The sequence below is a fragment of the Bradyrhizobium tropiciagri genome (assembly GCF_001189845.1).
Classification (GTDB): Bacteria; Pseudomonadota; Alphaproteobacteria; order Rhizobiales; family Xanthobacteraceae; genus Bradyrhizobium; species Bradyrhizobium tropiciagri.
The window spans coordinates 1-22,057 of sequence record NZ_LFLZ01000011.1 but is presented as its reverse complement, the minus strand read 5'-3'; the positions used below and the strand labels follow the sequence as shown (position 1 = coordinate 22,057).

At 65.1% G+C, this 22,057-nt stretch carries 18 protein-coding genes and 1 pseudogene; 14 read left to right on the top strand and 5 right to left on the bottom strand.

Translation table 11 applies throughout. From position 1 onward, the window contains the following. Positions 1 to 82: 82 nt before the first annotated feature. From AKN84_RS11505 to AKN84_RS11495, 3 genes are all read left to right on the top strand, one after another. Entirely contained in the window at positions 83 to 598 is a 516-nt protein-coding gene (locus tag AKN84_RS11505; protein ID WP_050420834.1) for a GNAT family N-acetyltransferase, read from the top strand. A gap of 96 nt (positions 599 to 694) precedes the next feature. Beyond that, complete coding sequence (locus AKN84_RS11500; RefSeq protein WP_050420833.1) at positions 695 to 1,150, top strand: cupin domain-containing protein; 456 nt, start codon at positions 695 to 697, stop codon at positions 1,148 to 1,150. 88 nt (positions 1,151 to 1,238) lie between these two features. After that, positions 1,239 to 1,421 (top strand): hypothetical protein, encoded by a 183-nt coding sequence (locus tag AKN84_RS11495; protein ID WP_050420832.1) that lies wholly within the window; start codon positions 1,239 to 1,241, stop codon positions 1,419 to 1,421. Between the two features lie 27 nt (positions 1,422 to 1,448). Here AKN84_RS11495 and AKN84_RS11490 read toward each other — a convergent pair whose 3' ends face one another. Both AKN84_RS11490 and AKN84_RS11485 read right to left on the bottom strand, forming a co-directional pair. Continuing rightward, positions 1,449 to 2,384 (bottom strand): diacylglycerol kinase catalytic domain-containing protein, encoded by a 936-nt coding sequence (locus tag AKN84_RS11490; RefSeq protein ID WP_050420831.1) that lies wholly within the window; start codon positions 2,382 to 2,384, stop codon positions 1,449 to 1,451. Further along, positions 2,368 to 3,411 carry an SPFH domain-containing protein gene (locus AKN84_RS11485; protein ID WP_050420830.1) on the bottom strand — a complete coding sequence of 348 codons (1,044 nt, stop codon included), beginning with the start codon at positions 3,409 to 3,411 and terminating at the stop codon, positions 2,368 to 2,370. The genes AKN84_RS11490 and AKN84_RS11485 overlap by 17 nt, the downstream gene beginning before the upstream one ends. Positions 3,412 to 3,595: 184 nt before the next feature. Between AKN84_RS11485 and AKN84_RS11480 the strand changes: the two genes are divergently transcribed. The 6 genes from AKN84_RS11480 (at position 3,596) to AKN84_RS11450 (ending at position 10,241) form a co-directional block, all read left to right on the top strand. Beyond that, positions 3,596 to 4,303 (top strand): NUDIX hydrolase, encoded by a 708-nt coding sequence (locus AKN84_RS11480; protein ID WP_050420829.1) that lies wholly within the window; start codon positions 3,596 to 3,598, stop codon positions 4,301 to 4,303. Positions 4,304 to 4,421: 118 nt separating this feature from the next. Continuing rightward, entirely contained in the window at positions 4,422 to 6,134 is a 1,713-nt protein-coding gene (locus AKN84_RS11475; RefSeq protein ID WP_128970682.1) for an EF-hand domain-containing protein, read from the top strand. A 489-nt stretch (positions 6,135 to 6,623) separates the two neighbouring features. Beyond that, the gene (locus AKN84_RS11465) at positions 6,624 to 7,109 is read left to right on the top strand and encodes a copper chaperone PCu(A)C (protein WP_244485039.1); all 486 of its coding nucleotides are present in this window, start codon (positions 6,624 to 6,626) and stop codon (positions 7,107 to 7,109) included. Positions 7,110 to 7,231: 122 nt separating this feature from the next. Next, positions 7,232 to 9,004, top strand: coding sequence for a PQQ-dependent dehydrogenase, methanol/ethanol family (locus AKN84_RS11460; protein ID WP_244485038.1), 1,773 nt, complete (start codon positions 7,232 to 7,234; stop codon positions 9,002 to 9,004). A gap of 68 nt (positions 9,005 to 9,072) precedes the next feature. Continuing rightward, positions 9,073 to 9,615: a c-type cytochrome gene (locus AKN84_RS11455; RefSeq protein WP_050420824.1), complete on the top strand. Its 543-nt coding sequence runs from the start codon at positions 9,073 to 9,075 to the stop codon at positions 9,613 to 9,615. After that, positions 9,612 to 10,241 carry a hypothetical protein gene (locus AKN84_RS11450; RefSeq protein ID WP_244485037.1) on the top strand — a complete coding sequence of 210 codons (630 nt, stop codon included), beginning with the start codon at positions 9,612 to 9,614 and terminating at the stop codon, positions 10,239 to 10,241. The genes AKN84_RS11455 and AKN84_RS11450 overlap by 4 nt, the downstream gene beginning before the upstream one ends. A 213-nt stretch (positions 10,242 to 10,454) precedes the next feature. On the opposite strand, the gene AKN84_RS11445 is transcribed toward AKN84_RS11450, so the two are convergent. Further along, on the bottom strand, positions 10,455 to 12,182 hold the full coding sequence (locus AKN84_RS11445) for a bifunctional protein-serine/threonine kinase/phosphatase (RefSeq protein ID WP_244485036.1): 1,728 nt from the start codon (positions 12,180 to 12,182) through the stop codon (positions 10,455 to 10,457). Between the two features lie 33 nt (positions 12,183 to 12,215). Next, entirely contained in the window at positions 12,216 to 13,475 is a 1,260-nt protein-coding gene (locus AKN84_RS11440) for an MFS transporter (RefSeq protein WP_050420822.1), read from the bottom strand. 651 nt (positions 13,476 to 14,126) lie between these two features. Here AKN84_RS11440 and nirB point away from each other — a divergent pair. Genes nirB through AKN84_RS11420 form a run of 3 tightly spaced genes read left to right on the top strand, consistent with a single transcriptional unit; the run spans position 14,127 to position 19,574 of the window. After that, positions 14,127 to 16,571 carry a nitrite reductase large subunit NirB gene (nirB, locus tag AKN84_RS11430; protein ID WP_202814677.1) on the top strand — a complete coding sequence of 815 codons (2,445 nt, stop codon included), beginning with the start codon at positions 14,127 to 14,129 and terminating at the stop codon, positions 16,569 to 16,571. Further along, entirely contained in the window at positions 16,568 to 16,897 is a 330-nt protein-coding gene (gene nirD, locus AKN84_RS11425; RefSeq protein WP_050420820.1) for a nitrite reductase small subunit NirD, read from the top strand. The genes nirB and nirD overlap by 4 nt, the downstream gene beginning before the upstream one ends. A gap of 10 nt (positions 16,898 to 16,907) precedes the next feature. After that, on the top strand, positions 16,908 to 19,574 hold the full coding sequence (locus AKN84_RS11420) for a nitrate reductase (protein ID WP_050420819.1): 2,667 nt from the start codon (positions 16,908 to 16,910) through the stop codon (positions 19,572 to 19,574). Between the two features lie 22 nt (positions 19,575 to 19,596). On the opposite strand, the gene AKN84_RS11415 is transcribed toward AKN84_RS11420, so the two are convergent. Then, positions 19,597 to 19,836: a hypothetical protein gene (locus AKN84_RS11415; protein ID WP_050420818.1), complete on the bottom strand. Its 240-nt coding sequence runs from the start codon at positions 19,834 to 19,836 to the stop codon at positions 19,597 to 19,599. Positions 19,837 to 20,120: 284 nt separating this feature from the next. On the opposite strand from AKN84_RS11415, the pseudogene AKN84_RS11410 reads away from it, so the two are divergent. Together AKN84_RS11410 and AKN84_RS11405 are read left to right on the top strand one after the other, a co-directional pair. After that, a pseudogene (locus tag AKN84_RS11410) lies at positions 20,121 to 21,346 on the top strand (CaiB/BaiF CoA transferase family protein). Between the two features lie 243 nt (positions 21,347 to 21,589). After that, positions 21,590 to 21,985, top strand: a complete 396-nt coding sequence (locus AKN84_RS11405) for a RidA family protein (RefSeq protein ID WP_050420816.1) — start codon at positions 21,590 to 21,592, stop codon at positions 21,983 to 21,985. Positions 21,986 to 22,057 lie beyond the last annotated feature (72 nt).

Here is a 22,057-nt window from a genome sequence, read left to right as displayed (position 1 = left end):
GAATAGGCTGGCCGCGCGATAGATACCGCGATTGATAGGCCGATCGATCGGCCATGCTGTCGCGACGGAGACAGGACACGGAATGACGACGCACTCCATCGAGATACGACGCCTCATGCCCGCGGACGCCGCGCTTTATCGCGACATCCGTCTCGAGGCGCTGCGGTTGAGCCCCGAGGCGTTCGGCAGCGCATTTGAGACGGAGAGCGTCCATCCCGTCGGCTGGTTCGCGGAGAGGCTGGACCGCGGGGCGGTGATCCTCGGGGCGTTCCGGAGCGGTGAACTCGCCGGCATCGTCGGCTTCATTGCGGCTGATGGGCCGAAGCGGCAGCACAAGGGCATGCTGGTCGGGATGTATGTGCGGCCGCAGGCGCGGCGCGCCGGCGTCGGCCGTCTCTTGGTCGAAGCCGCGCTCGAGCTCGCGGCACAATCGGTCGAGCTGGTGCAGCTCGTCGTGGTGAAAGGCAACGAGCCAGCCGTTCGGCTCTATCAGAGCATGGGGTTTGTCGAGTACGGGCTGGAGAGGCACGCGCTGAAGATCGACGGCCGCTATTTTGACGACATCCTGATGGCGAAGGATCTGCTCGGGCGGAGCTGACGGCCGCAAATCAAGCGACACATTTCCGACGGGCGACCGCGCTAGATATGAGCACAGCCGAGGAGCGCTCGCTCGCCACATCGCCAGGAAGTCGTCATGCCGAAGATCGATTTGACAAAAGTGCCGGAACGCAAGGGGACCGGCTATCCGGCCGAATTCGCCGCGTCATGTGCCGAGCGGGTGCGGCAGCGCCTCGGTGATGCCGGCGGGCTCGGCGATTTCGGTGTCAACCTGATGCGGTTGCCGCCGGGCAATTGGTCGAGCCAGCGCCACTGGCATTCGGACGAAGACGAATTCGTCTATGTGCTGGCGGGCGAAGTGGTGCTGATCGAGGATGGCGGCGAGACGGTGCTGCGCGCCGGCGATTGCGCGGCGTTTCCGAAAAATTCCGGCAACGGGCATCACATGATCAACAGGTCGCAGATGACGGCGACCTATCTCGAGGTCGGCTCGCGCTCGCGCGCCGACGTCATCACGTGCTCCGACATCGACATGATGAGCCCGAGCTCCGACGGCCGCTTCCTGCACAAGGACGGCCGGCCCTACGAATAGACCTGAACTGCGAACCGCACGAAATCCGGCGTTGCGGATTGGCCCGCGAAGGACCAATCTTCCCGTGAGGGAGCATCGGTCGCGTGCCATGACGGAATGGTATTTCATCTGGATCGACGGTCCGCGCGGGCCTGAGCCGCAGAAATGGTCGTCGGACGCGCTGTGGGGGCAGCTTGCGCGCCAGGACATCATCGTCCGTTTTCCCCTCAGCGACCGTGAAGCGGGCTTGTCGCTCGATCAACTGGCAAGGCTGCATCCCGTGCCGCAGTGAATTGCGCTGCCGGAGAGCGCGGCAGCCTCACACCACCAGCCGCCCTTCGCGATCTGCGACCGTGATCTGCGCTTCCGTTCCGGAATTGAAGTCGAGCCGGTCGGCCTCGATGCCGTCGCTGAAGATGACGCCGTTCTCCGGCATCAGCGAGCGCACGCTGAGGTGCTCGGCGCGATCGAGGCTGCCGCAGACGAGACTGACCTGCGAGGTGCGGCTTGGAAACGGCTCGCGCACCGCAAAGCGCAGCGCGCCGGCGTCCCAGGCCTGCGGCAAATAGGGCGGGCTGCCGGCACCGCCGCCGAACGCGCCGGCGATCGCGAGCGAGCCGGTGACGATGCTCTTGAACCAGGCGGTCGAGCCGAGCCCAGTCGCGACGATCAGGCCGCTCGAGGACTGCCGTTCCTTCTGCTCGGCCAGCGCGATCTCGTAGACGGCCGAGGTATGCGTACGCGCACCGATGAAGAGGTCGTTGACCGCGTACAGCACCTGGCCGTTGGTCAGCGCGGCCTTGGCCATCGTCACCGCCTTGTGGCCGCGCTTTTCGGCTGCGACCTCGCGCAGCAGGGCAGGGAGGTCGCGCGGCACGAAGGGCAAGAGGATGCCGTCGTAGCGCTTGGCATCCGGGTTGAGCCCGATCAGCGGATGGCCGTCGAGATATTTCATCGTGTTGGCGACGACGCCGTCCTGACCCAGTGCCACCACGATGTCGGAGGGGCCGAAGATGAAGTTCGGCAGGAAACTCCGGTCGATGATCTGGTAGCGGCCCCATTGCTCCAGCGCCTGCACGGTGACGCGGCGCTCGGCCTGGTAGACATCGTGCTCGCGCTGGTAGTCGGAGAAGTCAGCGCCGAGATGCTCGACATAGAAGCGGGCTTGCGCCGCCGTCAGGTATTTCGCGATCAGCTCCTCGAGCCGCGTCTTGCGGGTGACGAGGACGATCTTGCGGTCATTGTCGGCGGGCACGGGGAGCCTCCACGACAGGCTTGTCCAGCAGCGTGTTGAGCAGATCGGGCGAGACGTTGAGCTGGCCGATCTTCTCGGCCTTTTCGGCGATCCCGCTGAAGGCCTGCGCGATCAGCTGTCCGGGCTGCATGCCGGCTGCGGCCAGCGCCTGGATCACGCGGGTGTCGACGCCGTCGAAGATCTTCATCAGCGCGCCGACCCGATAGGCTTCGGCATCCGCCAGCGTGCGGGTGTTTTCGGCGTTGAGGCCTACGAAGTCCTTGCGCTTGCTCTCCAGCGTGATGTCGGCGACCATGCCTGCCTCGCGCAGCTCGGCCTGCTTGGCCGCGACGCTGGCTTCGGCGTCCATCTGGGTTTCCCGGATCGAGCGCTTCTTCTGCTCGACCGCAATCTCGGTGTCGAGCTCGCTCTCGCGGATGGCGCGTTCCTGCTCCACGGCAAAGTTGCGCCGCGCGAAGATCGCTTCGTCCGCGCTCTTGAGGATCGCCTCGCGTGCCTCGGCCTCCAGCGCCTTGGCGGTGTCGGGCGTCGGCTTCACGCCGCGGATCGAGACGCCGAGGATTTCGAGGCCGAGGGCTGCGATATCGGCGCGGCCGCGCAGCCCGCTTTCGATCAGGCCGGCGATGCGATCGGAAGCCTGTAGCGCCTCCTTCAAGGTCAGCTCCTTGACCGCCTGCTGCGCCAGCACCTCGACCGTCGCCAAAATCCTTTGCGGCAGCTTTTCCGGGTCGTCAGACTCGTAGGTCTTGCCGTCGCCCTTGAGGGTGAAGTTGAGCATCGCGGCAGCCTTTTGCGGCTCGCTGATCCGGTAGGTGACATGGCCCTGAATGGTCAGCGCCTGAAAGTCGCGCGCGATCTGCTGGAAGATGAAGGCGGCGTCGCGGCTGCCGATCGGGACCGCCACCCACGAGGTGACCGGGCCATAATAGAAGCCGGACAGCCCGGCGCCCTGCTGGGTCACGGCGCCGCCGCGGTATTTCATGAGGTAGGTGGTCGGCTGGGCCTTGATGAAGCGGAGACCGAACATGGCGTGCACTCCTGAGTAAGTGTGTCTGAACAACTAAGTTAGTTGGACTGTACAACTAAGTATGCTATTGTCAAGCCGGGCCGTGAAAAGGTTCACGGCACCGGAGCGTTTTTCGAGCGAAGTGGACACCGGTTCGCGTGAAGAAAACGCGTCGGGACCAGACACTCTAAAGAGCGGGGAGAGCATGCCCGAGAAACCGGAACTCGACTTTCCGCGGCCGCTGACGACGGTCGACGTCGTCATCTTCGCCATCAGGTCAGACGCGCTTCAGGTCTTGCTGGTTCAACGGCCAAGAACGGAAACCGAGCCGTTTCCAGGGGCTTGGGCGCTGCCCGGCGGTTTCGTCGATATCGCCGGCGATCGCGACCTCGAAGCCTGCGCCGCGCGCAAGCTGAAGGACAAGACCGGCGTCGTCAGCCCGTATCTGGAGCAGCTCGGCAGCTGGGGCAGTGCAATGAGAGACCCGCGCGGCTGGTCTGCGACGCACGCCTACTTCGCATTGCTGCCGGAGCATGCCGCAGGAGGTCCGCTCGCCGCGGACGCACAGTGGTTCGCGATCGAGGGCGAGAAGGTGCGGCCAAAGCTCGCCTTCGACCATGCCGAGATCCTGCAGGCAGCGGTGCAGCGGCTGCGCAGCAAGGTCGAATACACCTCGCTGCCCGCTTATCTGATGCCGCCGGAATTCACGCTGCCGGAATTGCAGCGCACCTTTGAGATCGTGCTCGATCGTCCGCTGGAGAAAAGCGCCTTCCGCACCCGCATGCTCGCCGCCGACCTGATCGAGCCGGTCGCCAGGATGCGCAAGGGTCCGAACCGTCCCGCGCAGCTCTATCGATTGAAGAAGGCCAAGGCGCCGGTGTTCTTTGCACGCACGTTCAATCCGCCGGGATGATGTTCGCGAGGCGCGGCTCAGCGCTGCGTCTGGCAATCCAAACAATTTGAAACAATCGGGGACAGCAAATTTAATTCGCCTGCGCCACACCGTTCAACCTGGAATAGTGGAGTGCGCGATGCGGTTGCAATTGGTTCGTCTTCTGGGCGCTTCGGCGCTGTGTCTTGGCGCGTTGGCCGCGCCGGCAAGTGCCAACACTGAATGGATCGTTAACCGGATGAGCGGCGTCATGCGCCCGGACGTGACCTGGGAGCAGGTCAGGTCGCAGATGCTGATGGCGTTCTATCAGAGCAATCCGGACGAGCGCGGCGTCACCGCGCAAGGGGTCGACGATCTGCGCAAGATCATGGCGGCGCAGCGGCGGTCGCAGGTCGTCTCGCAGATTCTGCTATACGACCTCGACGGTGACGGAGCTGTCACCAAGGCCGAGATCACCGCGGTGATGCAGCCGCGGGCGCGACAGATGATCCATTCCAACGGCGTGCAGCTCGAGCCAACGCCGGAACAGACGAGGCTCCAGCTCGACCGGCTGGTCAGCGACGCGCTCAAGCCGGATGCCGACCGCGATGGCGTGATCAGTGCCGCCGAAATTCAGCAGGAAGCGCAACGGCAGGCGGACCAGGCCAGCACCGGCTGGCGGCAAAACGGGAGCCAGTATGTCCCGATGACGCTCGATGCGAACGGTGATGGCGCTGTCTCGCTGGCGGAATATGAGGCTGCGATACGCCAGCAATTCGATGCGGTCGATGGGGATCGCGATGGTCGCATTTCGGCCGCTGAATTCGCGGATTTCGGCAAGCGCGCCAATGAGGCCCGCCTGGCAACGCAACGCGCACGCGAGGTCGAACTGCGCAAGCAGCGGCAGCAGGCCGCCGTGGCGGGGTGCGACGTGCCGGCCCCGCCGCGCGATGCTCGTATCGTGCTGCTCGGCGCGCAAGAGGCCAGGGCGCTGTCGAACGCCTGGATCGGCACCCAGGATCAGGTGACCTATGTGACGACCGTTGAGATCGCGCCGGGACCCGAGCCGATCTATCTCGCGCTGGCGAGTGGCGGCGCGATGATCTGGGACATCGTCGGGGCGACCGAACGGATCGCCGGCGTTGCGGCCGATGCGGACGTGTCGATCGACAAGTCGGGTGACGCGCGGTTGCAGCGGTTTGCGGCCGTCAACGGCACGGCACCGCAGCGCGGTGGCAAGCCGCTGGTCGGCGTCATCGGCGTGCCGCGCGAAAAGGTGCATTTCACCGAGCACACCGGATGTCTGGTGCCGGCGACGGAGGCGACGATGAAGGACGGCAGTGCCGAGGAGATCGCAGCTCTGCTGCTCGGGCGCGCCGTGGATGAGACCGGCGGCGAGCAGCGCGCGGGGACCTTCCGTGTTCCAGCCGCGCGGCATTTTGCCGACCGCCCGGTTCGCAACGCAATCCAGTTGCCGACGGAAGGCCTTGGCGAGTTATTGTGGCGCGACGTGCGGGAGGCATACCCGGCAGGGATCGCGCAGATCGAGTTGGAGGCGGTGGTCTCGGCGCATCCGGTCAGCCACTATTCCGTGCTGCCGGGCCGTGCGGGGCTTGCGGAACTGGTTGACGCCGGCGCGCTCATGGTCACCGGGATGAGCCGCGGGATTCGGATCAACGATGGCGACTTCAAGCCATTCACGATGCCGAACAAGTTCAGGATTTCAAAGAAGCTCAGGCTTCCTGCCGGCGTGCAGGGCACCTTTACTCTGCCGTCCCAGGTGCCGCCGCCGGACGGCGATTTGAGCGCGACCTGTGTGCTTTCGGAACCGGAGATGAAGCCGATCAGCGGCTCGCGCGCGAATTGCAGCTAGTTGCACCGAGATCGAAGCCCGGCGTCGCGACGTCGGTGTGAAACGAGGCGACGAACATCTTGCCGAGCACGTGCTTGGCCGCCGCGGCTTGCCTCTGCGTCGCGCGATGTCTCATTGGCAGAATGAAGCCGCGGCGCGATGCCGGCTCTCGCGGCATCCCGAGCGAAACATCTTGATACGGGTTGCGCAGCGGGCTCGGCGTCCCTTCGATCCGTAGCAAATAATTCCCGCCGCCTGCATCGATCCGGAACAATTGCGCGAGACCATATGATGGCGTCGATCGCTGCGGTGCCGATCACCTGACGCAGTGCGGCATGTGTTGCGTCGCGCTCTAGCGGCGCCAGTTTATCGAGAGCACTCATGCACAAGAAGGTAGCATGGCCGCCATGCGTACCGAAAATTGCATTGAAGCAGCGTTCTCGATCTATTGCTGGCAGCGCACGATGAAGCGTGAAACAATGCTGCAAAATCATGTCGGGAGAAAACTTGATGCCGTTCGAGCGGGAGTTGCATTGCGCTGTCGCGTGCAGAAACGTTAAGTGCAACTCACGGATCGCGTTGCCATTATTCTGCCTGATCAGCACGTTCGGAGTAATGCACAACGCCGCCGCGAACGAATCCTTGCAGATCGTGGATGCGCGCGTATCGGCGGTCGACAAAGCGGGCGGGGATCTTCCCTTGACGATGACGATCAAGAACGAGGCCGACAGCGCCGACGCGCTGCTCCGTGTCCGCTGCCCGGTCGCGAATTTTTCCGAGCGTCACATTGTCGACCGCGGTGAAGGCGCACCGGCGATGCGTTCGATATCCAATATACCAGTTCCGGCAAAGGGGACGCTCGAGATGAAGCGTGACGGCTATCACGTCATGCTGCTGCAGTTGCGTCAGGCGCTCACGCCGGGCGAGACGTTCAAATGTGCAATCGTTTTTCAGAAGGCTGGAACCATCGAGACGGAGGTAACGGTCCAGAAGTGACCACACGGAATGCGGCGGGTGCGAACGATCACTCGCCGGGACTCAAGGCTTCTCGCGAGATCGTCCGTGTGTGACGGGCGGTTCGATCAATGAAGAATGCTAGATCCGGAGGAAATGCACCTATGACAAGGTTGAATTGGGTTAAGTCTCATATGCTCGCGGCGGCGGTAGCATCCGCTGCGACCCTCGCGGGCTCGTTCGCGCTCGCCGAGGATGTCAGCCAGGACCGCCTGCTCAATGCCGACAAGGAAGCAGGCAACTGGCTGCACCATCACAAGAACTATTCGGCGACCCGCTTCTCGTCGCTGGCGGATATCAACAAGGACAACATCAAGAATTTGAAGGTCGCCTGGACCATGCATCTCGGCGGCGTCGAGGGCGGCGGAATCTGGGCGCATGGCGGCCTGGAGGGAACTCCGATCGTCGAGAACGGATTCATGTACGTCACCGACGGCTGGGGCTCGGTCTATAAGATCGATGCGCATGGCGGCAAAGGCGTGCTGGTCTGGAAGATGGATCCCAAGACCGACCACGACTGGGCCGGCGCGGTCGCCTGCTGCGGCGTCGACAATCGCGGCGTCGCGTTGTGGAACAACCTCGTCATCTCGCACACGCTCGACGGCCGCCTGATCGCGACCAACAAGGAGACCGGGCAGGTCGCCTGGCAGCGTCAGGTCGCCGATCCCGACAAGGGCGAGGTGATCACCGGCGCACCTCTCATCGTCAAGGACAGGGCGATATCGGGCGTAGCCGGTGCAGAATACGGCATTCGCGGCTGGATCGCCGCGACCGACCTGAACAGCCAGAAGGAAGTCTGGCGCACCCATACCATCCCCGGCAAGGACGAGCCGGGTGCGGAGACCTGGAAGGACGACAAGAACGCCAAGGCGAGCGGCGGCGGCTCGACCTGGGTCACCGGCAGCTACGACCCCTCGACCAACACGATCGTGTGGGGCGTCGGCAATCCCGGGCCGGACTGGGACAATGAATATCGTCCCGGCGACAACCTCTACACCGACTCGTCGCTCGGTCTCGATGCCGACACCGGCAAGATCAAGTGGCACTACCAGCACACGCCGAACGATCCCTACGACTATGACAGCGTGGCGGAGAACGTGCTGGTCGACGTCCCCGGTCCGAACAACACGACGCTGAAGCTCGCGCTCGAGGCCGACCGCAACGGCTTTGCCTATGCGATCGATCGCAACAGCGGCAAGTTCGTCTGGGGTCTGCCCTTCGTCAAGAAGGTGACCTGGACCAAGGGGCTCGATCCGGAGTCCGGCAAGCCGGTGGAATATGATCCGAAGCAAGGCGTGCAGAAGTACAACGCCTCAGTCACGCCGAGTCGCACCAACAAGGAAACGGATATCTGCCCCGGCAACATGGGCGGCAAGAACTGGCCGCCGACCGCGTACAATCCGAACCTGAAGCTCTGGTACATTCCCGTCATCGAGAGCTGCAACCACATCAAGGTCGAGGAGATGACGCCGGACAAGGTCAAGGCGCGCGAGTTCTTCACCGGCGGCGGGCCGAGCCAGAACGTCAAGATCACCGGCAGCGTGACCGCGATCGACGTCACCACCGGCAAGGTCGCGGGGAAGGCGGAGACCCAGTTCCCGAACCTCGGCGGCATCCTGGCGACGCCCGACCTCGTGTTCTCGGGACAGCCGTCCGGCGAGCTTATCGCCTATGACGCGAAGTCGTTGCAGAAGCTGTGGGAGTTCAACACCGGTGGCGGCCTCAACGCGCCCCCGATGACGTTCTCGGTCGACGGCAAGCAGTATGTCGCGGTTCTGGTCGGCCTCGGCGGTGCCTGGGACAAGTGGTTCATCGACGCCACGCCCGAGCTGAAGCGGATGCAGCCGGGCTCGATGCTCTACGTGTTCGCCCTTTGACGTCGCGCGCGCGGGAGGCCTCAGTGAGAGGCCTCCCGCGTAATTTTGGTTCAGAGAAACAAAAGCAAATGAAGCACAACTGGCTGGTTGGCGCGTGGCTTGGCTGCGCGCTGGTGACGGGATTTGCAGGCACGGCGCTTGCGCAGTCGGCGAGCGATCCGACCGATGCAGGTAAGGCGGTGTTCAAGCGCGGCAATTGCATGGGCTGCCACAAATGGCACGGCAATGGCGGCGGCGGCTACGGCGGCGACGCGCTGTCGCTGCGCAAGACCGAGCTGACGAAGGAACAGATCATCGAGACCGTGACGTGCGGGCGGCCGGGCACCGGCATGCCGTTCTTCGTGCGCGGCTCCTACGACACGACGAAATGCTACGAGATGACCCGGCAGGATGTCGCCGACCGGATGCCGCCGGAGGCGAATGTGTTCCTGCGGCCGAACGAGATCGAGGCCGTCGCCGATTACGTGCTTGCCCACGTCAAGGGCAAGGGTGAACCGAACTATGACGAGTGCATCGCCTTCTTCGGCGACGGCTCGCGCGTCTGCAACATCTACAAGGAGGCCGGCCACGCCGCCGCGCCGTCCGACCCAAGCGAGAAGGCAAAGCCATGAGCAAGCAGGGATCGGCGATCCGCGGATTGGTCTTCGCCGCCACCGTGACGGCAGCCGTGCCGGCGATGGCGACGGCGGGAGATCTGCGCGACATCAATGTCGGCATGGCGATATCAAGCGTGCCCGACGCGGGCTACATCAGCCTGACCTGCGCCGGCGAGAAGACCACCCACAGATTGGCTGAATGGGCGCAGTGGTCGAGTTGCCCGGAAGGGCCGGACCAGTTGCGCGGCATTCGTTTCGAGTACGATCGCGAGACCGCGCGGGAGGGCACCATGGTCGCCGGCCATCCGGCGATCCTGACCGTGATGATCGACAAGGACGCCAGGATCGCCGCGCTGACGATCGAGACCGACCCGAAGGCGCGGCTCTACCTGCGCAAGAAGGCGTTCCTGCTCGGCCTGCAGGCGAAGTCGCGCTACGGCGAGGACGGCTGGACCTGCGCGGAGGCGAAGCCGGGCGGCGACAAGCAGGAGGTCGGTGGCGTATTCGTCGACGAGAAATGCAGCAAGACCACCGATGGCCGCACGGTCGAGATCGAGCGTCATCTCTATCGCGAGCCCAACAAGGAGCTCAAGGACATGACCGACGAGACCCGGATCACGATCCGCCGCGCCGGGTCTTAGGACTCAAGCCGCAGACCCCGCTTCACCTCGCCCCGCGTGCGGGGAGAGGTCGGAACGCATCGTCAGATGCGTTCCGGGTGAGGGGGAGCCTCCCCAAACGCAGCTCTCACCGAATATGCGGATACAGCCCCTCACCCCAACCCTCTCCCCGTAAGAACGGGGAGAGGGGGCGCAGTGCCGTCGCGGTCTCTACGCGACAAAATCTCATCGCGCTCAGCGCCGCGCCAGCAGCGCTACGATCACCAGAGCGAGGATGGCGCACAGCACCTTCCAGAAGGTCACGGGATCGCGGTCGTGCAGCGATTTGCGGGTGGTGACGGCGGGGCCGGCCCAGGTCGCGCCGTTCTCGAGTTCGTGCGCGAACTCGATGGCGTCGCCGAAGCGTTGCGCGGGCTCGATGCTGAGCGCCTTGCCGATCACGGCATCGAGCCAGGCTGGCAGGTCCGGACGGTAGCGTGACAGCGGCACGGGCTTGCCGAAGCGCGGCCGCGAGAACGGCTCGATCTCGCCGAACGGATAGTTCGCGGTGAACATCCGGTAGACCGTGACGCCAAGCGCGAACAGGTCGGAAGCCTCGTCACCGGCCTTGCCGCCGAACAATTCGGGCGCCATGTAGCTCGCGGTGCCCGGAATGTCCTCGGCGGGAAAATCCTCCAGCAGCGGCACGCGCGCGACGCCGAGGTCGACGAGGCGCAACCCGCCATCCTTCGAAAGGATCACGTTGTCGGGCTTGATGTCGCGATGGATGATGCCGGCACGGTGCAGCGCCGTAACCGCGCGCACCAGCTTGGTGGCAATGGCGATGCCCTCGGTGAGCGACAGCCGCGGTGCGCGCTTGAGGCGCTGCTCCAGCGTTTCGCCCTCGTAGAGCGGCATCGCCGAATAGAGCCGGGTCTGCCGCTCCGCCGGCACCTCGATGATCTCGCCGATCCACAGGCTGCGCACCCGTGCGGCGACCCAGGCCTCGCGCACGAAGGCGAGGCGGTAGGAGCCTTCGCTCGCGACCCGCGGATGCGGAAATTTCAGCACGACGTCGCGGCCGGCGCGCTTGTCGATCGCCTTGAACAAACGGCTGTAGCGTCCGTCGGACAGCACGTCGCCAAGGGTGAAATCGTCGATCGTGTCGCCGCTTTGCGGCAGGTCCAAGATCGGCAGCGCCGCGATCGCGTGGGTGAGATCGTCACGATCCGCCGGCGGCAGGTCGACGACGTCGAGCACCAGCGCGGTCGAGTTATCGCTGCCGCCGGCCGCGAGCGCGGCATCGACGATACTGCGCGCCGATTCGTCGGGCGGCGTGCGCTCCTCCAGCAATTGCTGAAGCCGGGAATCGCCGAGCGCGCCGTGAACCCCGTCGCTGCAGATCAGGAGACGGTCATGTTGCCGGAGCCCGACCGACGTGTAGTCGAACCGGGCGAACTCCTCGAAGCCGATGGCGCGGTTCAGCATGTGGGCGAGGTCGCCGCGCCCGGCGACATGGTCCTGCGTCAGGCGCTCCAGCCGTCCGTCGCTCAGGCGGTAGGCGCGGGTGTCCCCGATATGGATCACATGGCATTGCCGTCGCGACAGGATAATCGAGGAGAAGGCGCAGGCCATGCCGCTGCGCGCGGCATCGACGCGGCCCTGGCCATAGATCCAGCTGTTGGCGGCTTCCAGCGCCCGCGCGGCGCGGCGGCGGACGCCGAGCGTCTCCGGCAGCGAAAAATAGGCGTCGATGAAGCTGCGGACCGCGACCTCCGCGGCCTCGCGTCCGCCCTTGTGGCCGCCGACGCCGTCGGCGACCGCGGCCACGACATCGTGATGAAGCGTGCCCGGCTGGCCGAGGTAGGCCGCGACATAGTCCTCATTGGCGGCGCGCTTGCCGGTCTCGCTGGCGAAGCCGATGCGAACGCCGAGATCCCTTTGCAGGTCTCGCTGCAAATGCCGTTGCGCGCCGTTCGCCAAGTCCGAGCTATCCTCTCCCGAGGGCGCGGGCCGTCAGACGCGCGCTCCCGACACCGCGCCCCAGGTGGTGCGCCAGCGGACCTTGACCATCGCAAGTCCGATGAAGCCAAGCAACGCCAGTGCGCCGAAGAACAGGAAGCCGGCGCCGAAGCCGCCGGTCATGCCCTTGGCGTAGCCGAGGGTCTGGGCGAGGAAGAAGCCGCCGATGCCACCGGCGCAGCCGACCAGCCCGGTCATCAGGCCGATCTCGTGACGGAAGCGCAGCGGGATCAGCTGGAACACCGCACCATTGCCCATGCCGAGCGCCAGCACGCCGATCGAGAACAGCAACACCGAGATCCAGGCGATGCGCGGCAGCTCGGTCAGCGCCCAGCCGCCCGGCGCCGCCGCCACTGGGCCTTCGGGCATGAAGGCGATCACGACATAGGCGGCGACAACGACGCCGAACAGGATCGAGAGCGAACGGATGCCGCCGATGCGGTCGGCAATCATGCCGCCGACGGGACGGAATCCCGAGCCGAAGGCGACGATCAGCGCGACCAGCATGCCGGCCGCGACGCCGGAGACATGATACTGCACGGTGAAATAGAGTGGCAGTGCGTTGGCGAGCCCGACGAAGCCGCCGAACGTGATGAAGTAGAAGAACATGAACCAGCGGCTGTCGGAGTCCTTCAGCAGCGCGCCATAGGCCTTCAGCGAAATCGGTTTGCGCTCGCCCGGCGCATCCTTGGCGGCGAATGCGTAATAGGCGAGCACCATGAGCATCGGAATCAGCAGGCAGCCGAACACGGCCTGCCAGCCCCAATGTTCTGCAATGGACGGCGCAAGCAGCGTGTCGAGCACGACACCCATGTTGCCGGCGCCGGCGATCCCCATCACCGCGCCCTGATATTGCGGCGGATACCAGCGGCTCGCCTGGGGCAGGGCGACCGCGAACGAGGCGCCGCCGACGCCGAGCGCAAGCCCGAACAATTCGATCGCGAGCTTGCTCGTCAGCCCGAAATGCCAGACCGCGGCGGTCGCTGATATCACGACGAGCTGGGCGATGATGCCGGTGCGCTTGGCGCCGATGATGTCGGCAAGGATGCCCATCGGCACGCGCAACAGCGCGCCGGCGAGCACGGGAATGGCGACCAGGGTGAACTTCTCGTTCACGGCCAGATTCATGTCGCGCGCGATGTAGACGATCAGCGGTCCGAGCGCGACCCACGCCATGAAACTGATGTCGAAGTACAGGAACGCGGCAAGCAGCGTCGGCCAGTGACCGGCTTTCTTGAACTCGGCAAGCTTCATCGCAAGCGTCTCGCGGTGATGCGGCGGAGACAGCCGTGGAAGCGGCTCTCTCAGGCGCAGATAAATCGAATGTGGGTGAATGTGTGGGCGCGCTCGTCGTTGAGACGCACTCCGTCAAGAAAGTCAGGTCAGCAATTTGCGTGCCATCGAATCGTTCGCGTCGCTTTGCCTTGCAGTCGCAAGACGTTGCAGCGAGATCGCGAACCGGATTCCACGATCGAAATTGGCGTGGCTTGCAGCAAGTGGCGGCGCGCAAACGCGCACGCTGATGCTTTCTTGTGCGACGCGTCATCGGCATGTGCCAGCGCATCGATAGCCGCTTCGCGATCGTCATCGCGGTCGCTGATGCTGTGCTGCACAAGAGATCATCGGCATGGCTAAAAAATCGGCCAGCTGCGGTCGTGCCGCGCCGCCGGGCAGATTCGAGACCGTCAGAAACCCGTTGATTTTACAACGGGATTCGTCCGTCGCGAATTGGCACGTGTTTTGAATATCAGTCGGCAACGGAACATCGATCGTCATCGAGGACGGTCTGCGCCCGCGGCTGGGCTTCCTAACAACTCCAAACCTGATCGGTGTCGATCGATGACGCGCGCCGCGTCGTTGAGCACCATCGTCGGAATTGAAAGGCAGACCATGCTCGACAAGGTGATCAAGCAGAAGCTCGTGGTGATCGGCAACGGGATGGCCGGCATCCGCACGGTGGAGGCGCTGCTCGAACGCGCGCCCGATCTCTACGACATCACGGTGTTCGGCTCCGAGCCGTACGGCAATTACAACCGCATCCTGCTATCGCCGGTGCTTGCCGGCGAGAAGACCGTCGACGACATCATGCTCAACACCGTCGACTGGTACGAGGACAACAACATCACGCTGCGCAAGGGCGAGACGGTCAACATGATCGATCGCCGGACCTTCGAAGTCGTCACCGAGGCAGGCGAGCGCGTGCCGTATGACCGCCTGCTGATCGCGACGGGCTCAAACCCGATCATGCTGCCGCTGCCGGGCAAGGAGCTGCCGGGCGTGATCGGCTTCCGTGACATCTATGATGTCGATCGCATGATCAAGGCCTCGACCGACTATCGCAACGCGGTCGTGATCGGCGGCGGCCTCTTGGGCCTCGAAGCTGCCAACGGGTTGATGAAGCGCGGCATGAACGTCACCGTCGTGCATCTGCTCGACACCTTGATGGAGCGCCAGCTCGATCCGGTGGCCGGCGGCCTCCTGCGCAAGTCGCTGGAAGAGCGCGGCATGGTGTTCAAGATGCCGGCGCAGACCCAGGCGATCCTGGGCGAGGACCGCGTCACCGGCGTGCGTTTCGGCGACGGCACCGAGCTGCCGGCCGATCTTGTGGTGATGGCAGTCGGTATCCGCCCGAACTTCGAGCTCGCCAAGAAGGCCGGGCTCTACTGCGAGCGCGGCATCGTCGTCTCCGACACCATGCAGACCTATGACGGCCGCATCTATGCGGTCGGCGAATGCGTGCAGCACCGCCGCCAGACCTACGGTCTCGTCGCGCCGCTGTTCGACCAGGCCAAGGTCTGCGCCAACCATCTCGCGATGAAGGGCTTTGCCACCTATGACGGCTCGGTCACCTCGACCAAGCTGAAGGTCACCGGCATCGACCTGTTCTCCGCCGGCGACTTCGCGCCTGGGCCGGACAAGGAGGAGATCGTGCTGCAGGACGCCAACCGCGGCGTCTACAAGCGCATCATCCTGAAGGACAAGAAGATCGTCGGCGCCGTGCTCTATGGCGACACCATCGACGGCCCCTGGTACTTCCAGCATCTGCGCGACGGCACCGACGTCTCGCACATGCGCGAGCGCCTGGTGTTCGGCGCCGCCAATCTCGGCGACGGCCGCGTCAGCGGCCAGAACTCGGTTGCCGCGATGAGCGATGAGACCGAGATCTGCGGCTGCAACGGCGTCTGCAAGGGCGCGATCGTCAAGGCGATCTCGGACAAGAAGCTGTTCACGCTCGACGACGTCCGCGCCCATACCAAGGCGTCGTCGTCCTGCGGGTCCTGCACCGGCCTTGTCGAGCAGGTGCTGGCGTTCACGCTCGGCGGCGACTATTCGGCGGCGCCGAAGGTCAAGCCGCTGTGCAAGTGCACCGATCACAGCCATGACGACGTCCGCCGCGTCATCGTCGAGCAGCAGCTCAAGACCATCCCGGCCGTGATGCGCTTCATGGAGTGGAAGACGCTGAACGGCTGCCATTCCTGCCGTCCGGCGCTGAACTACTATCTGCTCGCGACCTGGCCGGGCGAATACCGCGACGACCAGCAGTCGCGCTTCATCAACGAGCGCGTCCACGCCAACATCCAGAAGGACGGCACTTATTCGGTGGTGCCGCGGATGTGGGGCGGCGTTACCACGCCGAGCGAGCTGCGCGCCATCGCCGACGTCGCCGAGAAGTTCAACATCCCGACGGTGAAGGTCACCGGCGGCCAGCGCATCGACCTGCTCGGCGTCAAGAAGGAGGATCTGCCGGCGGTGTGGGCCGATCTCAACGACGCCGGCATGGTGTCGGGCCACGCCTATGCCAAGGGCTTGCGCACGGTGAAGACCTGCGTCGGCTCCGAATGGTGCCGCTTCGGCACCCAGGATTCCACCGGCCTCGGCGTCAAGCTCGAGAAGTTCATGTGGGGTTCGTGGACGCCGGCCAAGGTCAAGCTCGGCGTCTCCGGCTGCCCGCGCAACTGTGCGGAAGCGACCTGCAAGGACGTCGGCGTGGTCTGCGTCGATTCCGGCTACGAGATCCATTTCGCCGGCGCCGCCGGTCTGCACATCAAGGGCACCGAGTTCCTGACCAAGGTCGAGACCGAGGACGAGTGCCTCGAGGTGATCGTGGCGCTGACCCAGCTCTATCGCGAGGAGGGATGGTATCTCGAGCGCATGTACAAATGGTGCGACCGCGTCGGTCTCGAGCAGATCAGGAAGCGGGTGGTCGACGACATCGCCAACCGCAAGGCGCTGTTCGCCCGCTTTGCCTATTCGCAGCAGTTCGCGCAGACCGACCCGTGGGCGGAGCGCGCCAGCCGCGGCGTCGACCGCAACGAATTTGCGCCTCTAGCCGAATTGGAGCTCGCATGACCCAGTGGATCGAAATCGGCGCACTCGCCGACATTCCGCGGCTCGGCTCGCGCGTGGTGCGCACCCCTGGCGGCAACATCGCGGTGTTCCGCACCGAGAGCGACGAGGTGTTCGCGCTCGACGACCGCTGCCCGCACAAAGGCGGGCCGCTGTCGCAGGGCATCGTGCATAACAAGCGCGTCACCTGTCCGCTGCATAATTTCGTCATCGAGCTGGCCAGTGGCCAGGCGGTCGCGCCCGACGAAGGCTGCACGCATACCCATCCGGCCAAGGTCGAGAACGGCATTGTCTGGCTGTCGGTGCGGCAGGCGGCCGCGGTGAGCTGAGCGTCAGCCAATGCCTGTCAAGACCACGTGTCCTTATTGCGGTGTCGGCTGTGGCGTCATCGCGTCGAAGGACGCGGCGGGCACCGTCAGGGTCGAGGGCGACAAGCAGCATCCGGCCAATTTCGGCCGGCTCTGCAGCAAGGGCTCGGCGCTCGCCGAGACCATCGATCTCGACGGACGTCTGCTCGAGCCTGTCGTCGACGGCGCGCCTGCTGCGTGGGACGACGCGCTCGATCGCGTCGCCGACGGCTTCAGCCGCGTTATTCGCGAGCATGGGCCCGACGCGGTCGCGTTCTATGTCTCCGGCCAGCTCTTGACCGAGGACTATTACGTCATCAACAAGCTCGCCAAGGGTTTTGTCGGCACCGCCAATATCGACACCAATTCGCGGCTCTGCATGGCGTCCAGCGTCGCCGGGCACAAGCGCGCGTTCGGCAGCGATACCGTGCCGGGCTGCTACGAGGATCTCGAGCAGGCGGATCTTCTCGTGCTGGTCGGCTCCAACGCCGCCTGGTGCCATCCGATCCTGCACCAGCGCATGCTGGCGGCGAAGGAGAAGAACCCGGCGTGCAAGATCGTGGTGATCGATCCGCGCCGCACTGCGACCTGCGAAGGCGCCGATCTGCACCTGCCGCTGCGCTCGGGTAGCGACAGCGTGCTGTTCAACGGGCTGTTCGCCTTCCTCGCCGGCAGCAATGCGGTGGATCGCAGCTTTGTCGGCAACTGCACGACGGGGGTCGTCGACGCGCTCAAGCAGGTGGCGGGCCAGACTGTGGCGCAGACGGCTGCGACCTGCGGCCTGACCGAAGGCGCGGTCGGCCTGTTCTTCGACTGGTTCACCCGGACCGAGCGCGTCGTCACGCTGTATTCGCAGGGCATCAACCAGTCGTCGAGCGGCGTCGACAAGGTCAACGCCATCATCAATTGCCATCTGTTGACCGGGCGCATCGGCCGCCCCGGCATGGGCCCGTTCTCGCTCACCGGGCAGCCCAACGCGATGGGCGGCCGCGAGGTCGGCGGGCTCGCCAACCAGCTTGCCGCACATATGGAGATCGAGAATCCGGCGCATCGCGAGCTGGTGCAGCGGTTCTGGCGCGCGCCGCTTGTTGCGGAGAAGGCCGGGTTGAAAGCGGTCGACATGTTCGACGCGATCGCCGACGGCCGCATCAAGGCGGTGTGGATCATCTCGACCAATCCGGTGGTGAGCCTGCCCGACGCCGATCGCGCGCGGGCCGCGCTTGAGGCCTGCAAGCTGGTCGTGGTGACAGATTGCATGCGCGACACCGACACCACGCGCTGTGCCGATGTGCTGCTGCCAGCGCTGGCGTGGGGCGAGAAGGACGGCACCGTCACCAATTCCGAGCGCCGGATCTCGCGGCAGCGACCGTTCCTTGCAGCGCCGGGCGAGGCGCGCCCCGACTGGCGCATCATCTGCGACGTCGCCACCCGGATGGGATATGCCGGCTTCGACTACGCGTCAGCCGCGGAGGTGTTCCGCGAGCACGCCGAACTGTCGGGCTTCGAGAATGACGGCCGGCGCGATTTCGACATCTCGGCGCTGGCTGCGCTCGATGACGGCGCCTATGACGCGCTGGCGCCGGTGCAGTGGCCGGTGACGTCAGGATATCCGGCCGGCACGCCGCGGATGTTCGAGAGCCAGACGTTTTTTACGCCCGACCGCAAGGCGCGCTTCGTGCCGGTCGCGCCGCGCGCGGCACGCAATGCGACCAGCCGCGATTTTCCGCTGGTGCTCAACACCGGCCGCGTCCGCGATCAGTGGCACACCATGACCCGGACCGGCAAAACCGGACGGCTGCTGTCGCATGTCTTCGAACCCTATGCCGAGATTCATCCCGAGGATGCGCGGCAGGCCGGGCTGCAGAACGATGGACTGGTGCGGCTGACGAGCAACTGGGGCGAGATGATCGCGCGCGTCGTGGTCAGCGCCGACCAGCGCCGCGGCTGCGTGTTCGTGCCGATGCACTGGAACGAGGAGTTCGCCGGCGAGGGCCGCGTCAACGCGCTGGTCAATCCGGCGGTCGATCCGCTGTCCGGCCAGCCGGAATCCAAGCACACGCCGGTGAAGGCCGATCCTTACGCGCCGAAATGGCACGCCTTCATCCTGAGCCGCGACGCGATCAAGCGTCCGGCGTCAGGCTATTGGGTTTACGGCAAGGCCGGCGATTGCACCCGGCTGGAGCTCGCGCTCGACGTCCGCCCGGAGAGCTGGCGCGACTGGGCGGAGGCGCAGCTCGGCCTCGACGGCGTCGAGATCGAATGGATCGCCTACCGCGATCCGGCGGCGGGCCGCTTCCGCTACGCGGCGGTGCGCGAGGGGCGGCTCGAGGGCTGCGTGTTCATCGCGCCGGATCACGCGCTGCCGTCGCGGGCCTGGCTGACCGGGCTGTTCGCAGAGCCGCAATTGTCGGCCAATGCGCGGATGGCGCTGCTCGCAGGACGGCCGTTCGGCGCCGGCGAGGATGCCGGCCCGATCGTCTGCTCCTGCTTCAGCATCGGGCAGCACCAGATCACCGCCGAGATCAGGAAAGGCGCCGACAGCGTCGATGCGATCGGCCGTTGCCTCAAAGCCGGCACCAATTGCGGCGGCTGCAAGCCTGAGATCGGCAAGCTGATCGGCACCACAGCACAGCCGCGGCAGGCAGCGATCGCGTCCTGACTCCCGCTATTCCCTTGCGTGACTAGCAGCCGCGGCAGATGCTCTTCAGTCTGGTGTTGAGGAGGCGGTCCTCCTCGTCGGAGGCCGCCTTGGAGTAGGCGTCGTCGCCGTGTCGCTTGTCGGAGGCCAGTCCGCCGCCGCGATGTACGCCGCCGGCATGTATCCCGTGCAAGCGGCTATGGCCGTGGCCGCGCGCATCCGTCGGCGGCATGGCGGCCCCAAGCAGCATCAGCAGCAGGCCGACCGTCGTGATCGTCCGCATGGTGTCCTCCTCGTCGCGGTAAAATACCGCTGCTGCTGAGGCAAATCGGTGTCAGGCCTGTTCACAATTTCGCGTGGCGGCAATCGGCCCGATTCCCGCGGCGGGTTCCCGGCGACTCGGCCAGTGCGCCGCACATAGGCCGCCCGGGGATGGCTTCATGCCGACAATGCAGTGCTCGCGGCAGCAAAATGGTGTATCGGCAAGCTCTGGCGCCGAGAGACATCGCTGGGACGCTGTCCTGCGCCGGATAATCAAGATTTAGCAAGATATCGGAGGAATGCTTCATGTCGGCTCTGCCACTTTCGGGCATCAAGATTCTCGACCTGACGCGGGTGCTCGCGGGCCCGCTGTCGGCCCAGATGCTGGCGGATCTCGGCGCGAGGTGATCAAGATCGAGCGGCCCGGCGGCGGCGACGACGCCCGCGCCTTTGGCCCGCCCTATCTCAGCGATCCCGAAGGCAAGGCGAACAACAACAATTCGTTCTACCTCTGCGCCAACCGCAACAAGAAATCCGTCACGGTCAACATCGCCAAGCCGGAAGGGCAGGCGATCATCCGCGAGCTCGCCAAGTCGGTCGACGTGATGATGGAGAACTACAAGGTCGGTGACCTCAAGCGCTACGGCCTCGACTACGAGACGATCAAGCAGATCAATCCCGGCATCATCTATTGCTCGGTCACCGGCTTCGGCCAGACCGGCCCGTACGCCACGCGCGCCGGCTATGACGCCATCCTGCAGGCGATGGGCGGCCTGATGAGCGTGACCGGCCATATCGACGGCGAGCCCGGCGCGGGCCCGATGAAGGTCGGCCCCTCGATCGTCGACTACATGACCGGTATGAACACCTCGATCGGTATCCTGTCGGCGCTGTACCATCGCGACGCCAACAACGGGGAAGGGCAGCATGTCGACGTCTGCCTGTTCGACACCGTGATCGCCTCGCTGTCGCACTGGCTGCAGATCTACCTCGTCAACGGCAACATGCCGCCGCGGCGCGGCACCTGGGGCAATGGCGGCATGCCGGCCGGCGTGTTCCGCTGCACCGACGGCGAGCTGATGCTGGTGGTCGGCAATGACGGCCAGTTCCAGCGCACTTGCGCCGTGCTCGGCGAACCCGAACTCGCGAGCGACAAGCGCTTCGTCAAGAACAACGACCGTGTCGTGCACGGCAAGGAGATCATGGCGATCTTCGCCGGGCTGTTCCTGAAGCAGCCGGTGGCCTATTGGCTGGAGAAGCTCGAGGAGGCCGGCGTGCCGTCGGGCCCGATCAACAATTTCGAGCAGGTGTTCAGCGATCCGCACGTGCAGTCGCGCGGCATGCGGGTCAAGGTCGATCACCCCTTCGAGCCGAACCTGTCGCTGATCCGCAACGCGCTGACTTTCTCGGGCACCCCGATCACCGACTACCGCGCCCCGCCGCTGCTAGGGGCCGACACCAAGGACGTGCTGGCGACCATCGGCTATGACGAGGCCAAGATTGAAGGCCTGAAGGCGCAGGGGATTCTGTAGGGGCTGACAAGCCTTGGGGCGGCTACGCTGCTGGTCCGTCATCCTGAGGAGCGCGTAGCGCGTCTCGAAGGATGAACGGCCCGGCCGGTGGCCGTCGATCCTTCGAGACGGCCGCTGCGCGGCCTCCTCAGGATGACGGTTCGATAGCGGCGTCGCCCCCGATACACTTCGACCTGCATCGAAGCATCATTGACACCGGCCTGCTAGATTGGCGCCATCGATCCCTCATCGAAGGTGCCAATCATGAAACGGGAAGTGATCCGCGTCGAACCGATCTCCAGCTGGCTGGAGCGCTGGAAGGCGCCGGCGTCGGCGGTCACGCGCGCCGGCAACATGGTCTTCGTCTCCGGCTTGCCGCCGTTCGATCCGGCAACCGGCGAGATCGCCACTGGCGCCTCGATCGAGCGGCAGAGCGAACTCGTGATGGAGCAGCTGAAGCAGTGCCTTGAGGCTGCCGGCGCCACGTTCGACAACGTGATGAAGTGCAACATCTTCTGCACCTCGGCAAAACACTTCGCGACATTCAATACAATCTACCGAAAATACTTCGCGGATGATCTGCCGGCGCGGATCTTCGTCTGCATCCCGGAATGGACCGGACCATTCGACATCGAGATCGATTGCATCGCGATGGTGTGAGGAAAGGCAGGTAGCCGCAGAAGAGTTGTTCTCCCTCTCCCGCTTGGGGGGGGCGGCGGTGGGCGGTCGGGG

Bases quoted from the DNA above. Each gene is read 5' to 3' on its own strand.
- AKN84_RS11505 (WP_050420834.1), top strand. From the start codon at position 83: ATGACGACGCACTCCATCGAGATACGACGCCTCATGCCCGCGGACGCC.
- AKN84_RS11500 (WP_050420833.1), top strand. From the start codon at position 695: ATGCCGAAGATCGATTTGACAAAAGTGCCGGAACGCAAGGGGACCGGC.
- AKN84_RS11495 (WP_050420832.1), top strand. From the start codon at position 1,239: ATGACGGAATGGTATTTCATCTGGATCGACGGTCCGCGCGGGCCTGAG.
- AKN84_RS11485 (WP_050420830.1), bottom strand. From the start codon at position 3,411: ATGTTCGGTCTCCGCTTCATCAAGGCCCAGCCGACCACCTACCTCATG.
- AKN84_RS11480 (WP_050420829.1), top strand. From the start codon at position 3,596: ATGCCCGAGAAACCGGAACTCGACTTTCCGCGGCCGCTGACGACGGTC.
- AKN84_RS11475 (WP_128970682.1), top strand. From the start codon at position 4,422: ATGCGGTTGCAATTGGTTCGTCTTCTGGGCGCTTCGGCGCTGTGTCTT.
- AKN84_RS11465 (WP_244485039.1), top strand. From the start codon at position 6,624: ATGCCGTTCGAGCGGGAGTTGCATTGCGCTGTCGCGTGCAGAAACGTT.
- AKN84_RS11460 (WP_244485038.1), top strand. From the start codon at position 7,232: ATGACAAGGTTGAATTGGGTTAAGTCTCATATGCTCGCGGCGGCGGTA.
- AKN84_RS11455 (WP_050420824.1), top strand. From the start codon at position 9,073: ATGAAGCACAACTGGCTGGTTGGCGCGTGGCTTGGCTGCGCGCTGGTG.
- AKN84_RS11450 (WP_244485037.1), top strand. From the start codon at position 9,612: ATGAGCAAGCAGGGATCGGCGATCCGCGGATTGGTCTTCGCCGCCACC.
- AKN84_RS11440 (WP_050420822.1), bottom strand. From the start codon at position 13,475: ATGAAGCTTGCCGAGTTCAAGAAAGCCGGTCACTGGCCGACGCTGCTT.
- nirD (WP_050420820.1), top strand. From the start codon at position 16,568: ATGACCCAGTGGATCGAAATCGGCGCACTCGCCGACATTCCGCGGCTC.
- AKN84_RS11420 (WP_050420819.1), top strand. From the start codon at position 16,908: ATGCCTGTCAAGACCACGTGTCCTTATTGCGGTGTCGGCTGTGGCGTC.
- AKN84_RS11415 (WP_050420818.1), bottom strand. From the start codon at position 19,836: ATGCGGACGATCACGACGGTCGGCCTGCTGCTGATGCTGCTTGGGGCC.
- AKN84_RS11405 (WP_050420816.1), top strand. From the start codon at position 21,590: ATGAAACGGGAAGTGATCCGCGTCGAACCGATCTCCAGCTGGCTGGAG.